We start from the raw sequence: 15,679 nt of genomic DNA, 5'->3' as shown, positions 1-15,679 counted from the left end.
TGACAGAATTATAGTGCGGGATTGACAGAATTATTAGTTCGGGAATGACATTCGTTTAGAGCCCGTCGCTAAAACGGCGTTTTTAGGAGAAAAAAATGTCTTTGAAAAATGAATTGACTCCAGCGGAGAAATGGAACAGTCTTACGCTTGCAAACAATTTTATTTTTTGTTTAAACACTNNTTATTTTTTGTAAAGTTCTGGAAGAAAATCCTGATGTTTCTAAAAAAATTCTGGAGATGCTTTTAAACATAAAAATTGATAGAATTGAAAAAAATTGCTCGGAATACTCTCTTAAAACAGATTTTGAGTCTCATGGTGTCCGGTTTGATGTTTATGTAAAGGATGGAACCGGACGTTGCTTTGATATTGAAATTCAGACTTCTAACGTAACAAAGCTTGCAAAGAGAGCAAGATATTATCAGGGGTTGATGGATGTTGACAATATTCAATCCGGCGGAAATTATGAAAGTTTAAAAGAAAGTTATGTGATTTTTTTATGCATGGGCGATGCTTTTGGCTATAATCTTCCGGTTTATACTTTCCGCTACTTTGCGTTAGAAGACAAGAATATAGAGATGAGCGACGGGACTGTCAATGTCTTTTTTAACGCAAGCATGTATGATAAAATGCAGTCAGAGAAGTTGCGTTCATTTTTTAAGTACCTGTGTGGAAAAACGTCAAAGGACAATTTTACAGACAGGCTTTCTGCATTGGTCGAACGTGTAAAAATGAACGCCCAATGGAGGCATAGATATATGACATGGGAACAGGAAATGCGGATACAGGCAGAAGAACGGGCTCAGGAACTTGCACCTGTGATAGCTCAAGAACTTGCAAAAGATATAGCTAAAGATATAGCTAAAGATATAGCTAAAGATATAGCTAAAGATATGGCGAGTGATATGGCTAAAAACATGGCAGAGGATATGGCTAAAAACATGGCAGAGGATATGGCTAATGGAATTGCAAAAAATTTGGCCAAAGAAGAAGTTGAGGAAAAAACTCTTGAGACTGCTAGAAAAATGCTTTCTAAAAATATTCCTGAAGATGTTGTTGCAGAGTGTACAGGGCTGAAACTTTCTGAAGTAAATAAACTCCTGAAAGGCTGATTGTTTTATTCTGAATTTTTTGTAAAACAAACTGCGGAGCGCGCGGAAAGTCTATGCAGTTTTTTAGGATGCCTTACGCCGGACATGGAAGCCTTTAGTTGCCGGCTAATGCCGGCAATGAGCGGTTAGCGAAGCTGGAATGGCCGGTCGCGGGAAGCTGATGCCGTCCAAAAATGGGTATGTCTAATAAGTGTTTTTACTGTCATTATCGGGCTTGACCCGATAATCCATGCAGATAGATTCCCGCATCAAGTGCGGGAATGACAGAATTATTAGTGCGAGAATGACAGTATTGTTAACAGGAAAATGACGACATTGCTGACACGGGAATAAATGTTTGGATTTACGGGCATCCTCTTTGTTTGTTATTCCCAGCCGAATGTTGCCGGCGGCTTGTTTGTTGCATCGAAATACAATGCGTCTACAAACGGAAGGGCCGCAATCTGACGGATAATTTCTTTTAATACGTCCATTGGAAGCCATGCAAAGCGGGCGGTCATAACGTCTTCCGAGCAGACTGGGCGCAACACAAAGCTTGCTTTTTCTTTTGACGAGGCATAAGGCAAATCGATTGTAAGATGCTGGAAAATTGAACTGTAAAGGCCGTTTTTGTGCAATTGTGTTAAAACGATGTTGTCAACTTCGCGCAGCTGGTCGAGCCGTTCTTTTGTACAGTAGCCTTCCTGAATTTTCAAGTCTTCGTCTTTTAATTGAGGATTCTGGTAGAGCTTTAGAATTGTGCGGTTCAAGAATTGCGAGCTGTTTGTAATTCTTGAAGAGCAGCTTTCGACTTTTTCGCGTTTTTTTGGAATATGATAAAATCCGTTGCCTTCGTTTTTAAAAGCGAGGCAGGCTGGAAAACGGTATGTCCTGAAATCTCCCTGCACTCCGACTGAACGCACTGGCAGAACTGAGCGCTTTAATTCTGAGGCGCAGTTTGGACAAAACTGGTCGATTACCACGCTGTCGAGCTCTTTTTGAGCTTTTGCAAGCTCTTCTTTGTCGCTGTCTGTAAATGTGCCGTCAGAGCAGAGCACATTGATTGAAAGGCCTGGGCCTGGAAACGGATGGCGCATTACGAGCTCGTCTGCAAGTCCGAGTTTTTTTCCGATTGAGCGGACTTCGTCTTTGTACAGATCTTTAAGGGGCTCGATAATCATGCCCTGTTCAATAAGTTTCTGGATTCCTTCTACGCGGTTGTGATGTGTTTTTATTGTCTTGCTGTTTTTTGTTCCGCCCGATTCGATTATATCCGGATAAAGAGTGCCTTGCGCAAGCATCCATTTGTCTTCGTCAAGATTCTGTTCTTTTACGAAAGCGTCGCGCACAGTTATAAAATTCTCGCCGACTGCCATTCTCTTTTTCTGAGGGTCGGTAAGGCCTTTGATTGCGTTCAAAAAACTTTCGGAAGCGTCTTTTACTACAAAATTTTTGAATCCGTGGCCGTGATATGCCTTTTCGACATTTTTTGATTCGTTTTTGCGCATGAAGCCGTTGTCGATATGAAGTCCCAAAACTCTGTCCTGTCCGAGAGCTTTGTTTAAAAGCGCAAATGCGACTGTCGAGTCAACGCCGCCGCTCAAAAAGAGAAGAACGTTCTTTGTTCCGGCATCTTTTTTTATTGTTTCTGTAATGTGCGAAAGAACTGTGTCTTCGTCCCAGTTTATTTCCATTCCGCAGAAATCTGCGAAATTCTTAAAGATTTTGTTGCCTTCTGGAGTGTCTTTTACTTCGCAATGGCACTGGAGCGAAAATCTTTTTTTTGCAAGGTTTTGAAGGGCTGCAAATTTGCAGTCCTTTGTTGAGCCTATGACCTCAAAGCCTTCTCCTGGCTCTAAAACTTCGTCCTGATGGCTCATCCAAACCTGAGTCTCTGAAGATATGCCTTTTAAAAGCGGTGATTTTTTTCCTTCCTGGGTTTGAATTAAAGTCGCATGCCCAAATTCTCCAGTGTGCGCTTTGCCGACTTTGCCGTTGTATGACTGCGCCATAAGCTGATGGCCGTAGCATAATCCAAGAATTGGCAAGTCAAGGGTTAGAATTTCTTTATTGAAGTCAGGAACGTTTTCTTCATAAACGGAAGACGGTCCGCCGCTTAGAATGATTCCTTTTGCATTTTCAAAAACGGAAAGCTCTGCGCTTGGCAGCGCAATTTCTGAATAATATCCCATTGCGCGAAAACGTTTTGCGATAAGATGCGCATATTGTGAGCCGAAATCCAGGACAACGATTTTAGAACGTGACATTTATTTCTCCATAATAATAAAGTTTGCAACGCAAACTTGTGGATACAAACAAGAATAATTTGCTTCCGATTATAAATTATTTTGAATAAATAATAAACGGGTTTTGAAAGGAATGTTGTTTCTGTAAAAAAATCTAGCGCTCAAAAACTAAAGGCTGTGCTTTTTTAGTTTTGTCAAATATTCGCTCAGTTCTTTTAAAACTTTTTGGGTAACCTGCTGGTTTGATTTTACGAGGAACCTGAAATTTTTACCGCGGATTTTTACTAGTGCTGTGTCGGTTACTGCTGTTGCTGTTGAGCTCCGTGGCTTTACGAGAATGCAGTTTAATTCGCCAAAAAAATCACCGCGGTAATAAAACAAAGTGTCTTCGTATTCGTTTCGGTCAAGTTTTACGCAGCCTTTTAGAATATAGTAGGCAAAAGTATTCTGGTCGCCTTCTTTGTAGAGTTTTTCGCCTGGCGCAAGGTAGGTGAGCGCAAGCTGGTTTGCAAGGAGAAAATCGGGACGTATAAAAAGTGCGCGCTTTAATTTTTCTGAAAAATTCGAGCCTTCTTTTTTGGGAAGAAGATAAAGTTCTCCAAGCAAAAGTTCATCAAAAAACTGGCAGACAAAAATGTACTGGGCAAAAAACATAAAAAAAACGAAGAAAAAAAAGATGTCCAATAGCAAGATAATTACGTTTCCGAGCACGCCGTAAATCATGTTATAGCGGCTTATGTTGATGAATGAATGCAAAATCGTTCTAAAAATCCAGAAGCTGACTGTGCAGACAAAGCCGGACAAAAGACAGAGCCGGAATTTAGGTTTTGTGCCTGAGCCGATTTTGTACATTAAAACGACGACGATAAGAATAAAAAGGTTAAAAAGCGATGAAAGAAATTTTCCGTTTAAAATGCTGTCGTAAATAAAATCTAATTGTGGAAAACGCTGGAAAAATGGAAGCTTTAGAATCGTTTTTATCGACATATAGGCGAATAAAAAGCTTACGATTATTGAAACGAAAATAAATTCAAAGACAAATGCTAAAATTTGGTTAAAAAGCGCGCGCCGTTGCTGCTGGTCGTGGAAAATATTTCTCATGGCGGCAAAAACCGAAGCAAAGAGCCTTCGCGCCATCCATACAATAAAAAATAAAAGAAGAAATTCCAAAGTGCTGAATCTTTTTGGCGTTTGAAAGGCGGAAATTACGCTCCGCGGATCAAAATATTTTTGAAGTTCTGGAATAGCGCTGTAGATAGATGCAAACAGTTCTGGAGAAGCATGCAAAAAGCGCACTGCAATCAGAATTGCCATTAAAAGCACCGGAACAACAGAAAAAATAAGGTCAAACGAGCAGGCGCTTGAATAGCTTAGCAGACCGTTTTGAAAGAACAACTTTAGGTTGAGAAAAACGCTCTGTGCAAAAGTTACAATGGTGACTGCCCGTTTTTTCATCAGAGACTACAAAATTAGAAATCTGCGAGTTTTGGAGCGCGCGGGAACGGAATAACGTCGCGGATATTCTGCATTCCTGTAACGTAGAGCAAAAGACGCTCAAATCCAAGTCCGAATCCTGAATGAGGAACTGTGCCGAATTTGCGCAAATCCAGATACCAGCTGTAATCTTCCGGTCTTAAACCGAGTTCTTTGATTCTGTTTAAAAGCTTGTCGTAGTCTTCTTCGCGTTCTGAACCGCCGATAATTTCGCCAAGTCCAGGCACAAGAACATCGACAGCTTTTACTGTTTTTCCGTCGTCATTCGCCTTCATATAGAAAGCCTTGATTTCTTTTGGATAGTTGTAAACCATTACCGGGCATTTGTAGATTTTTTCTGTCAAATAGCGTTCGTGCTCAGTTGCTAGATCGCAGCCCCAATATGGCTTGTATTCAAAATCTTCTGCATGCTTTTCGAGCTCTGCGATTGCCTCTGTGTAAGAAACACGCTTGAAAGGAGTTTCTACAACGTGGCGCAAGGTGTCGATTACGCCTGGCTGAATTCTCTTGTTGAAGAATTCCATATCTGCCGAACATTTTGTCAAAGCCCAGTTCAAAAGATATTTGATAAAATCTTCCTGAATGTCCATGTCATCTTCGAGGTCGAAGAATGCCATTTCTGGCTCGCACATCCAGAATTCTGCCAGGTGGCGGGTTGTATTTGAATTTTCCGCGCGGAAAGTAGGGCCAAAAGTGTAAACACGTCCGAGAGCAGTTGCCAAAGTTTCTGCCTCGAGCTGCCCGGAAACCGTAAGGCTTGCTTTTTTGCCGAAAAAGTCCTTGCTGTAGTTTACAAGCTTTGAAGCGTCGTCTTTTTTCATTCCAGAAGCGCCTTTTTCAACTGCGATTTCCGCAAGTTTTTCCATTGAAAGTGTTGTAATCTGGAACATTTCGCCAGCGCCTTCGCAGTCAGAGCAGGTGATTTCTGGAGTATTGATGTAGTAAAAGCCGCGTTCCTGAAAGAATGTGTGCAGGGCAAATGCCATCTGGCTTCTCATTCTAAAAACTGCGCCGAAAGTATTTGTGCGGGCGCGCAAGTGCGCATTGTCACGCAAAAATTCCATTGAAGCGGCTTTTTTCTGAATCGGATAATCTGAAGGGCATTTTCCCAAGACAATGAGTGTTTCGAGATTTACTTCGACAGACTGGCCTGAAGCAGGAGATTTTATAAGTTTTCCTGTAGCCTTGAGCGAGGCGCCTGTCGAAAGGTCTTTTAATGCTTTTTCGATATTTTCAGAATTCTGTGGATTTGCCGGATTTGTGCGGTCGAAAGTAAGCTGAATAGAAGCGAAGCAAGAACCGTCATTTACCTGAATAAAAACAAGATTCTTTGAATCGCGGACTGTACGTGCCCAGCCGCAAACTGTAACCGGGCGGCCGTCTGGTGCGGATGTTAAAATATCCTTAATAAGTTCTGTTTTCATAATCCATTAGTATATCGAATTTTAACTGGTGTTTCAACGAGCATTTTTTGCGTGCTTTTTACTGCTTTAAAAGTTTTTTGTCTATTTTTTCGCGGCGGCTGTTCATATTGTAGTCAAAAAGCGAATAGCCGATTTTGTTCATCTTTTTTAAGAGTTCTACGTAACGTGTTCCTGGAAGAATTTTTTCTGCTTCTTCCATATAAAGACTGCATTTTTGAGTGTCTTTCTGTTCAAAATAAAACTGCGCAAGGTTTATGTTGCAATAATATTTGTCGTAGCTGGAAACTGCATATTTTTGCGCGCTTTTGAAAAATTCTCCGGCTTTTGAATTGCTTCCTCCGCCGACTGCTGGAGCGTAGTAATACCACCATCCGCTTAGGGTGAGGGCAAACGGCATTTGCGGATTGTTTTTTACGACAAGCGCATAATCTTTTTTTTCCTGAAGCCCAGCTGTTATTGAAGCGGAACGTGGCAAAAACTGCATCATTGAATTTGTAATATCGGCGGAAGTAAGGACAAACCACGGATTGAGCGTTTCGGCGGTTTTTCCTTCGGAATATTTTGTAAGACGTTCGTACTGCGGTCTTAAAATTGATTCCATTTTTGGAGAATGCATGTCTTTTTCGTATTCGCAGTTGTACTGCGCAGTCGCGAGCATATTTGTGCAGACAATCTGCGCTTCCTCGCTGAATGAGCTGAGCTTTTCGTTGATAGATTCTCGGTAAGAAATAATCTTTTCTATGCATTCGTCGGCTGTTGCGTATGAGCGCAACGTAAGGCGAAAATCAAAAATTTCAGAAATAAGTGTGTTTTCTGATTCTGAAAATTCGGCCGCAAAAGTTTTTTGTGCAAAGCTGAATGTGAGTATTGCGCTAATAGCGAAAATTGTTTTTTTTAGGTTTTTCATTGTGGCTTTAGAATATAAAATTAACAGAAATTTTTAAAGATATGGGCAAAAATGCCGCTCTGTCCGCTGTTTTTAGCCCGGATTGCAGCGGCACGCAGTGTCCGCCTTTTTGGCGGATGGAGCGAAAGCGGAACTGCGGAAAGCCGGTTTGAAAGTTGAATTTGCTCCAAATTTTTTACTTGAATACAGCATATAAAAAATGTTATAGTTTTCTCTATTATGGAGAACAATACTAAAAAAGTAATTCCAATTTTTTTTGCGACTGATAACAATTATGTTCCTTTTTTGGCAGTTGCGCTGACTTCGCTTTTGGACAATGCTTCAAATGAATATTTTTACAAAATTTATATTTTGACTACAAGCCTTAAACAGGAATATATTGAACAGTTAAAGTTGATTTGCCGCGATGCCCGTCCTGACGGCGTTTCGATTGATTTTGTTTCTTTAACCGAGGAAATGGATAAGTCTTCTGGAAATTTTCATTTGCGCGATTATTATTCGAAAGAAACTTACTGCCGTGTTTTTATTCCGAGGGTTTTTCCTCAGTACGACAAGGTTATTTATCTGGACTGCGACATTGTTGTAAAGGGCGATATTTCTGAATTTTACAATATCGACATTGGCGGCAATATTCTCGGTGCTGCCAGCGAAGAAGTTATGATGGAATATGACGTTTTTGGCAATTATGTTGAAAAAGCGCTTGGCATTCCGCGTGAAAAATATTTTAGCGCCGGAGTTCTTTTAATCAATGCAAAAAAATACCGCGAAGATAACATTGAAACAAAATTTATTGACTTGATGAATACTTATACATTCCGTGTTACTCAGGACGAAGATTATCTTAATGTTTTGTGCTATGGAAAAGTAAAGATGGTTGATTTGGGATGGAATAAATCTTCGTTTAAGTCGGACAAATTCGACGACAGAAATCTCAAGCTTATTCACTATAAAATCAACTGGAAGCCTTGGCATTATGACAACATTTACTATGAAGAGCATTTTTGGAATTATGCGCAGAAGACTTTTTTGTACGATGCAATTTTAAAAATCAAGGCTGGCTATACGGAAGATTTGCACGAGCGCGACAGGCTTGCTTTTGAAAATCTTGTAAAAATGGCTATTGAAGATTCAAACGATCCGAACAATTATTGCAATTCCCAAAAAAGAAAGGCTTAAAATAACCGGAAACGGAGTTTTTGTATGGAAAATCAAGCGGAAATTCAAAAAGATCCAGGCAGACTTGCGGTTATCGAAAAAATAAAGCAGTTTGAGCGGGAAGGACGCTGGTCTCAGGACGTTGAAGACGATCCGCCGACTATTCCTCTTAAGCCGGAAATGGTTGATTATCTGAACGAAAAGATTTCGAGCCGTTTTTGGATGAAATTTGCAAATATCCTTGCACGAAACTATATAAATTCACTTTTGCGCAAAAAAATCATGATTTTGAAGGAAGTGAAAGGCCTTGAAAATTACATTGAAATGAAGAGAAAAGGCGCGGTTATTACCTGCAATCATTTTAATGCAATGGATAATTTTGCCGTTTACAAAGCAATCGAAAAGCATGTCTATCATCGGGAGCTTGTAAAAGTATGCCGCGAAGGAAATTATACGAATTTTCCGGGATTTTACGGTTTTCTTTTTAAGCATTGCAACACTTTGCCTTTGAGCAGCGTTGCTTCCACAATGAAAAATTTTATGCATGCTGTAAAGACTTACCTTGCGCAGGGCAGGCAGATTTTGATTTATCCAGAGCAGGCTATGTGGTGGAATTACAGAAAGCCGCGTCCTCTTGTTTCTGGAGCGTTTAAAATGGCTGCCGAAAATAATGTTCCTGTCATTCCGTTTTTTATTACGATGCGGGATTCTGACATTGTTGATTCGGACGGTTTTTTTGTTCAGGAATATACAGTGAATATTTTAAAGCCGATTTTTCCCAAAAAAGAGCTTTCTGTGCGCCAAAATGCCGAATTTATGAAAAACGAAAATTATTCTGTCTGGAAAAAAGTTTACGAGGAATTTTATGGTATTCCTCTCGTTTATTCTGAAGAAGAAAAATAGTTATGGCATACAGGCGGAAAATAATTTATTACAAAGATGAATTAAACGACGAGTTTTCTACTGCCGTTATCGTTCCTAGAAAAATCGATGAGACATGGAATTACGGCGGCCGCGGTTTTTGCTGGAACCTTGCCCACTTTTTTATTTACAGGATTATTGCTGTTCCTGTCGCATGGTCTTACCTGAAGCTGAAATTTTCCCACAAAATTGTAAACAGGCAGGTTTTAAAGCCTTATAAAGGGCAGTCTTTTTTTATTTACGCAAACCACACAAACGTCTTTGCAGATCCCCTTGTTCCGACCTTTGTCTGCTGGCCAAAGGATGCGATGGTTATTGTTCACCCGAACAATGTTTCGATTCCTGTTTTGGGAAGATTTTTGCCTTATGTCGGGGCCCTTCCTTTGCCCGACAATTTGAGGGCCGGCCGGAATTTTATGGAAACGATTAAATTTCATGTTTCTAAAAAGCGTGCAATAATGATTTATCCAGAAGCGCATATCTGGCCGTTTTATACGAAAATCCGCCCTTTTTTGGACAGTTCATTTAAATATCCTGTTGAATACAGTACGCCGGTTTTTTGCTTTACCAATGTTTATAAAAAGCGGCGTTTTTCAAAAAATCCAAGAATGGTGACCTATGTTGACGGTCCGTTTTTTGCTGATGAAAGTTTAAGTGCTAAAGAAAAACGCAGATCGCTTAGAAATCAGGTTTTTGAAGCAATGTGCGAACGAAGCAAGCTTAACGAAGTTGAATTGATAAAATATGAAAAACTGGAGAACTCTGAACAATGAAAAACATTCTTTTTTGCGGAAACTATAAAGTTTTTGACGGAATGCTTTCTGCAATGCTTTCTATTTTTAAGAGAACCGAATCAAAAGAGCCGTTTACTTTTTTTATTTTTACAATGGACGTTTCTTATCTAAAGGCTGATTATACTCCGCTTGTAGATTCCCAGGCTTTGTTTTTGGACGGCCTTGCAAAAACTTATAATCCGGAAAACTGCGTTAAGAAAGTTGATGTTACGGATATTTACAAGAAAGAATTTGACAGCTGTCCGAACGAGCAGTGTTATTGTTCGCCTTACACTTTAATCAGGCTTTTTGCCGACCTTTATGAAGAGCTTCCGGAAAAAATTCTTTATCTTGATGTTGATATTCTTTTTAACCGCGACATTGACCTTTTGTGGAACACGGATATTGAAGGTTTTGAATATGCCGCGGCCCGCGACCATTACGGAAAATTTTTAATAAATCCGAATTTTATCAATGCCGGCGTAATTTTATTCAACTTGAAAAAATGCCGCGAAACAAAACTTTTTGAGAAATGCCGCGAGCTGATAAAGACAAAAAAACTTGTTTTTGCGGACGAAAGCGCGATAATCCGCTGCACTACAAAAAAGAAAATGCTCAGCCAGCGTTTTAACGACCAGAAATTTTTGTATAAAAATACAGTAATCCGCCATTTTTCTAAACGGCTTTTTTGGACTCCCTATCCTCATACTGCAAATATAAAGCAGTGGAGCGTTACTAAAGTCCATAAAATTTTTGGCTATGAGAATTTTGATGATATTCTTTATGAATATATTTATCAGAAAAACAAATTTGAGAAGGAATTCAGCAAAATTTAGATTTTGAAGGTGAGGCTTGTTTTTGCATGCTGATTTTTTTGCGATTTAGCGCGCAGTAAAAGTTTTGCACGCTAAATTGCCGTTGCCTTAAAAGGATTTTTCTGTTTCTTCTTTTGCTGTAACTTTTGAACTGAAATATGCCAGGAAAATTCCTGCCAATGCGCAGAGTAAACAGGCAATTCCTGGAAGAACGCCGGAAATTCCTTTTATTCCAGGAAAAAGCTGGATTGCCGAGCCTGCAATAAGTCCAAAAATTACGGCATAGGTCTGGTTTGGAGCAATTCTAAGAAAAGTTTTTACAATCCAGGCTCCGCACAAAAGTCCTGCCAAAACTCCGATTCCATTTGGAAGCAAGAGAAAAAAAGCCTGCAATGTTTGTGCCGGAACAAAAAGCGCGGGAATGCTTTTCATTACAATCGGATAAACTCCCATAATCAGCATTAAAAGCGATCCGGAAATTCCAGGAATTATCATGGCAATTGCTCCGACAAAACCTGCCGCAAAAATATGCAGCGCAAGCGGAAAAGTCCACTGCGGAAGAGATTTTGACATTTCTTTTGCGGTATCAATATCGCTTCCCAAAAGCCCGAATCCAATCAAAACTGCAAAACCTGCAAGCGCGCAGATTACGATAGAAATTGTTTTTTTTGCAGTAAATTTTTGACCATCCTGTTTTTTTGTCATAAAAGAAAAAAGCATTGGAATGCTTCCGATTATCAGTCCAGTAAAAAAATAGTCTGTCTGGACTGGAAAATTTTCGTATAAAACCGTAATCAGCTTGCTGAAAAGAAGAACTCCGAGAGCCATTCCTCCGACGACAGGAATTACAAAGCGCCTGTTTTCGATAAGCTTTTTTATGTTTAGTGTGATTGCGTTTACAAAACGGTCGTAAATGTTAAAGACAACTGCCATTGTGCTGCCAGAAACTCCAGGAATTACGTTTGCCATTCCGATTGTAATCCCTATAAATAAAAGTTGTATCATATTCATAAAAAATCTCCCATAAAAAGCCAAGATTAAAACTTTAGTTTTAGGATTGGTTTTTAAGTTGTTCCGCAACGAAGTGAGAAACAGCCGATGATAAGAAAGTTTGCAACGCAAACCTTTAAAGATAAGTTTAATATACTTTAAAAGAAGTTTCCAATCCTGAAAATTGCCAATGTATCTTACATCTATAGCATTGATAGCCGCCGCATAGCCTACGTTTTATCTCCTATCAGTATTGATAGGTGCCGCCGCATAGCCTACGTTTTATCTCCTATCAGTATTGATAGGTGCCGCCGCATAGCCTATGTTTTATCTCCTGTCAGTATTGATAGGTGCCGCCACATAGCCTATGTTTTTTCTCCTCGTGGTTTTATTGGAAATTTGATTCTTGTCCGGCTTCGTCTTCAAAAAACTTTGTTTCTTTTTTTATAACATGTCTTATCATAAAAACAAAAAACACGATTAAAGCGATAAAGAGCGCGATTCCAATGATTTTATAAACAACAGACGCGCCTTCGCCTATAAAACGAACTAGATTATAAAGAGTTGAACAGCTTACGAGCGCGGCAATTGAATCGTATAAAAGGAATTTTTTGAAAGGAAGACCGACAAATCCCGAACTCATCCACAGCGTGTTTCTGACTCCGAAAGGAATAAAACGGCAGACGATAAAAGTTCTGAATCCGTAGTCATCTAAAGTTTTTGCAACAAGCCGAATTTTGTCTTTTGTCAGCTTTTTTCGGATTTTTTTGAATTGAAACATTCCTTTTGAAAGAAAATATCCCCACCAGTAAACCATCACATCGCTTATAAAAATTCCAAGATAAAGCGCGATCCAGGTTGGAATTACAAGTGAACTGTCAGAAAAGGTAACTCCAGCAGACAAAACGATTACTGCGTCTTCTGAAACCGGAAGATTGAATCCGGCAAGGATAAGAAGAGAAAAACATACTAATGGCCAGTAAGGAATGTGTGCTGTAAAAAAGTTCACCAAAGAATTCAGCATGATTATTCATTGTGCTTTAAATTTCTGTCAGTTGCAAGGGATTTATTCAGATGATAGAATTAAAAACATATAAAAAAAATCAGACAACGGATGATTTTTTTTGTCGCTTACGACAAAATTCAACGCTTTTTCTGAAAAACAGGAAGATTTATGTTAGGTGTTTACGATTACACGGTTATTTTGACTTACCTTTCAATTATTTCGGCAGTCATTGGAATCTGCTGCTCTTTTAATGCTCAGCTTGTTTTGGCGGCTATAATCTGCCTTATGCTCTGCGGCTGTCTCGATGCTTTTGATGGAAAAGTTGCACGCTCTAAGCCGAACCGCACGGATTTTGAAAAAAAATTTGGAATTCAAATAGATTCACTCTCTGATATGGTCGCTTTTGGCGTTTTGCCAGCCTGTATTGGAATCAACCTTGTAAACAATTCTCGTTTTATCGCAAGATTGACGAGCCGGACTCATTATTATGGTTTTTTAAAGGACGTGCTCATAATAATCTGCATTCTTTATGCTCTTGCCGCTGTGATTCGCCTTGCTTATTACAATGTTCAGGAAGAAGCCCGTCAGAAAGAAGAGGACGGAAACCGTGAATATTTTACAGGAGTTCCTGTTACGACTGCGGCGATTATTTTCCCGTTAATCTATCTTTTGCAGCTTGCAAATAAACTTGACTTGACATTTGTCTTTATGTTCTTTATGGCGCTTGTAGGTTTTCTTTTTATTTCTGAGAAGAAAATTCGCAAGCCTGGATTTAAGCACCTTATGATTTTTATTATACTCGGTCTTGTCGAAGCTGTTTTGATGGTTTTGTGCAAGATTTTCTTAAAATAAAAAAATCAAAAGAATAAAATCAGCAAAAATTATTTTAAATAGTCTGAATGTCGATTTTTGAAAAGACAGACATTTATGTGCCATTCCTGTGCCGCGTGCTGCAAAACTCGAAGTTTTGGCTAATATAAAAAAGAGGCTGTCCTTTGCTGAATAGTCTTTTAAGGGCAGCTTCTTTTTTTTGTCTGGAAGTTTATTTTACTGAATTTGCTTTCAGTATTTGCGGTTTAGTTATTTTACTTCCAATTTTATGTTTGAATATTCAATGTAAGCAGAGCGGACTGTGTACAATCCTGCGTAAACCCATTTTGAATCAACTTCTGTGAGCTTGGCATTGAATGTTGCAGTGTCTTTTCCGAATTTTACGGTATAAGTGTCGCCAGACTTTGTTATTGAAAGGTCTATTTTTGTTCCTGCGGCTGGGAATTCCTGTTTCTGCACTGTGTTTTCGTTCAAAGTTCCGTCAAGGCGTGCAAATGTTGAGCTCCAGGCGCCTTCGCCTTTTGCAAGCTTTAAACAGCCTGCGGCAACGTAATCGCTTTTTACCTGGTTGTCGTACTTGTCGATATGGACATCATCGCGAACCATAAGTCCGAAAGAAACCTGATTGTTCTTTGTCGCGTTCAAAACTGCTGCAGTTGCAGAGATTGTAAAGTCTTTATTTGCAGGAATCTGCTGAAAGTAAAAAGCCAGGCCGTCAGAACCTGAAGCGATTTTTCCAGCGGCGGTTTTTCCGTCTTTTGTTCCAGAATGCATTACAACTTTTCCGTTTTCTTCTGTGATTTCGTAAATTTCTGGATTTGCAATCTTTTCAATGCCGCCCATGTCGCCAAAAACTGTTCCATACCATGGAGCTGTTGTTTCAAAGACTGTAGATTTGTCAGACGGAGCAAATTCAGAATAAACAGGAATTACATACTGTGGATTTGGAACTAAAAGCTCTTCTGTCGGCTCCTTGTTTTCTTTATTGAGAAGCTTTGCAAACTTTTTGTCTGCCGCGGCAATCTGCTCTATAACGTGGTAAGCCAGAACCGAAGCTCCGTAAGTGTTAAGGTGAGTGTTGTCTACAGAACCAGGCTTGTGTCCGAGCCAGGCATGGAATTTTACAGTGCCGTCGTCGCCGAGTTTTTCGTATAGCTCCTTTGTGTAGGCTGTGTTGTCAACAACTAAAACGCCAGTTTCTTTTCCGAGTTCGCGGATTGCCTTTGGATAATCTCCGCCCTTAAACTCTGGAGTGTCCTTTGTAATATGAACATAAGAACCTTCGTATGCTTTGCCCGGAGCGCGGCGGACGATTGGCGTGCACAAAATTGGAGTTGCTTTTTTGTCCAGTGCAACTTTTATGTAATTTTCGTAAAGGCTGTTTTTAAAAGAGCCTTTTTCTTCTTTTGAGCCATTTGGATTTGTATAGCGCGCTTCTTCTGTTTTTTCGTCGTTATGACCAAAACCGATAATAAGATAGTCGCCTTTTTTTATATTCTTAACGAGGGTTTTGTAATTTGCTTCTGTCAAGAAACTTTTTGAAGAGCGGCCTGACATTGCAAGGTTGATAACTTCAACTTTTTTTGGATTTAAATAATCCTGAAGTTTTGTTCCGATTCCGTAGCGAGGGTAGTAGTAAGGGTCAGAAAAAGCGCTGAAAGTCGAATCCCCGACAACATAAATTTTTTTGCCTTTTGTGCTTGCAACCGAAGTGATTGCTTCAACTTTTTCAACTTTCTCGTTGTCAGCAATGCTTTTTTCGAGAGCAAACGCGCTTAAAGACATTCCGGCAAAAATTGCCAGAGAAGCAGCAAGTAATTTTTTCATTTTATTCTCCAAAAGATAAAATTTCCTATAATTCTAAATCTTTTTTTGAAGAATTTCTATCTGAGAAAAAAAACGAAAATTTGTATTTATAAGACTTTTTTACGGGCGTCTGTCTGCCTTCGGCAGCCACCGCGTCTTTCACGGCTACGACCAAACGCCTTGCGTTTGTTTTCGCTGCGCTCACCGTTACAGCCGCTGACG

The 15,679-nt window shown here is 39.6% G+C and carries 13 protein-coding genes; 6 read left to right on the top strand and 7 right to left on the bottom strand.

Annotation, left to right across the window (positions count from 1 at the left end; translation table 11 throughout):
• Nucleotides 1–237: 237 nt before the first annotated feature.
• On the top strand, nt 238–1,110 hold the full coding sequence (locus B3Y13_RS03880) for an Rpn family recombination-promoting nuclease/putative transposase (RefSeq protein WP_296692815.1): 873 nt from the start codon (nt 238–240) through the stop codon (nt 1,108–1,110).
• A gap of 365 nt (nt 1,111–1,475) precedes the next feature.
• Here the strand turns inward: B3Y13_RS03880 and guaA are convergent, their stop codons facing one another.
• From guaA to B3Y13_RS03860, 4 genes are all read right to left on the bottom strand, one after another.
• On the bottom strand, nt 1,476–3,356 hold the full coding sequence (guaA, locus tag B3Y13_RS03875; RefSeq protein ID WP_296692813.1) for a glutamine-hydrolyzing GMP synthase: 1,881 nt from the start codon (nt 3,354–3,356) through the stop codon (nt 1,476–1,478).
• Between the two features lie 147 nt (nt 3,357–3,503).
• Nucleotides 3,504–4,790 carry a YhjD/YihY/BrkB family envelope integrity protein gene (locus B3Y13_RS03870; RefSeq protein WP_296669082.1) on the bottom strand — a complete coding sequence of 429 codons (1,287 nt, stop codon included), beginning with the start codon at nt 4,788–4,790 and terminating at the stop codon, nt 3,504–3,506.
• A 14-nt stretch (nt 4,791–4,804) separates the two neighbouring features.
• Nucleotides 4,805–6,253: an asparagine--tRNA ligase gene (gene asnS, locus B3Y13_RS03865; RefSeq protein ID WP_296669080.1), complete on the bottom strand. Its 1,449-nt coding sequence runs from the start codon at nt 6,251–6,253 to the stop codon at nt 4,805–4,807.
• Between the two features lie 58 nt (nt 6,254–6,311).
• The gene (locus B3Y13_RS03860) at nt 6,312–7,160 is read right to left on the bottom strand and encodes a hypothetical protein (protein ID WP_296669079.1); all 849 of its coding nucleotides are present in this window, start codon (nt 7,158–7,160) and stop codon (nt 6,312–6,314) included.
• A gap of 219 nt (nt 7,161–7,379) precedes the next feature.
• Here B3Y13_RS03860 and B3Y13_RS03855 point away from each other — a divergent pair, with 219 nt between their 5' ends.
• From B3Y13_RS03855 to B3Y13_RS03840, 4 genes are read left to right on the top strand one after another with little or no spacing between them, the layout of a single operon-like run.
• Entirely contained in the window at nt 7,380–8,336 is a 957-nt protein-coding gene (locus tag B3Y13_RS03855; protein ID WP_296020938.1) for a glycosyltransferase family 8 protein, read from the top strand.
• A gap of 24 nt (nt 8,337–8,360) precedes the next feature.
• On the top strand, nt 8,361–9,218 hold the full coding sequence (locus B3Y13_RS03850) for a lysophospholipid acyltransferase family protein (RefSeq protein ID WP_296669078.1): 858 nt from the start codon (nt 8,361–8,363) through the stop codon (nt 9,216–9,218).
• Nucleotides 9,219–9,220: 2 nt separating this feature from the next.
• Entirely contained in the window at nt 9,221–10,009 is a 789-nt protein-coding gene (locus B3Y13_RS03845) for a 1-acyl-sn-glycerol-3-phosphate acyltransferase (RefSeq protein ID WP_296669077.1), read from the top strand.
• Nucleotides 10,006–10,845, top strand: a complete 840-nt coding sequence (locus B3Y13_RS03840) for a glycosyltransferase (protein WP_296669076.1) — start codon at nt 10,006–10,008, stop codon at nt 10,843–10,845. Before B3Y13_RS03845 ends, B3Y13_RS03840 begins: the two co-directional genes overlap by 4 nt.
• Nucleotides 10,846–10,932: 87 nt before the next feature.
• Here the strand turns inward: B3Y13_RS03840 and B3Y13_RS03835 are convergent, their stop codons facing one another.
• Nucleotides 10,933–11,835 (bottom strand): DUF368 domain-containing protein, encoded by a 903-nt coding sequence (locus B3Y13_RS03835; RefSeq protein ID WP_296669075.1) that lies wholly within the window; start codon nt 11,833–11,835, stop codon nt 10,933–10,935.
• A 367-nt stretch (nt 11,836–12,202) separates the two neighbouring features.
• Entirely contained in the window at nt 12,203–12,838 is a 636-nt protein-coding gene (locus tag B3Y13_RS03830; protein ID WP_296020906.1) for a DedA family protein, read from the bottom strand.
• Between the two features lie 150 nt (nt 12,839–12,988).
• On the opposite strand from B3Y13_RS03830, the gene B3Y13_RS03825 reads away from it, so the two are divergent.
• Nucleotides 12,989–13,672: a CDP-alcohol phosphatidyltransferase family protein gene (locus tag B3Y13_RS03825; RefSeq protein ID WP_296669074.1), complete on the top strand. Its 684-nt coding sequence runs from the start codon at nt 12,989–12,991 to the stop codon at nt 13,670–13,672.
• A 228-nt stretch (nt 13,673–13,900) separates the two neighbouring features.
• Here B3Y13_RS03825 and B3Y13_RS03820 read toward each other — a convergent pair whose 3' ends face one another.
• Nucleotides 13,901–15,478, bottom strand: coding sequence for an SGNH/GDSL hydrolase family protein (locus tag B3Y13_RS03820; RefSeq protein WP_296669073.1), 1,578 nt, complete (start codon nt 15,476–15,478; stop codon nt 13,901–13,903).
• Between the last annotated feature and the right edge of the window lie 201 nt (nt 15,479–15,679).

Source organism: Treponema sp. UBA7567 (assembly GCF_002476655.1).
GTDB lineage: Bacteria > Spirochaetota > Spirochaetia > Treponematales > Treponemataceae > Treponema_D.
The sequence above is the reverse complement of the archived record's forward strand: the minus strand, read 5'-3'. Positions and strand labels throughout refer to the sequence as shown.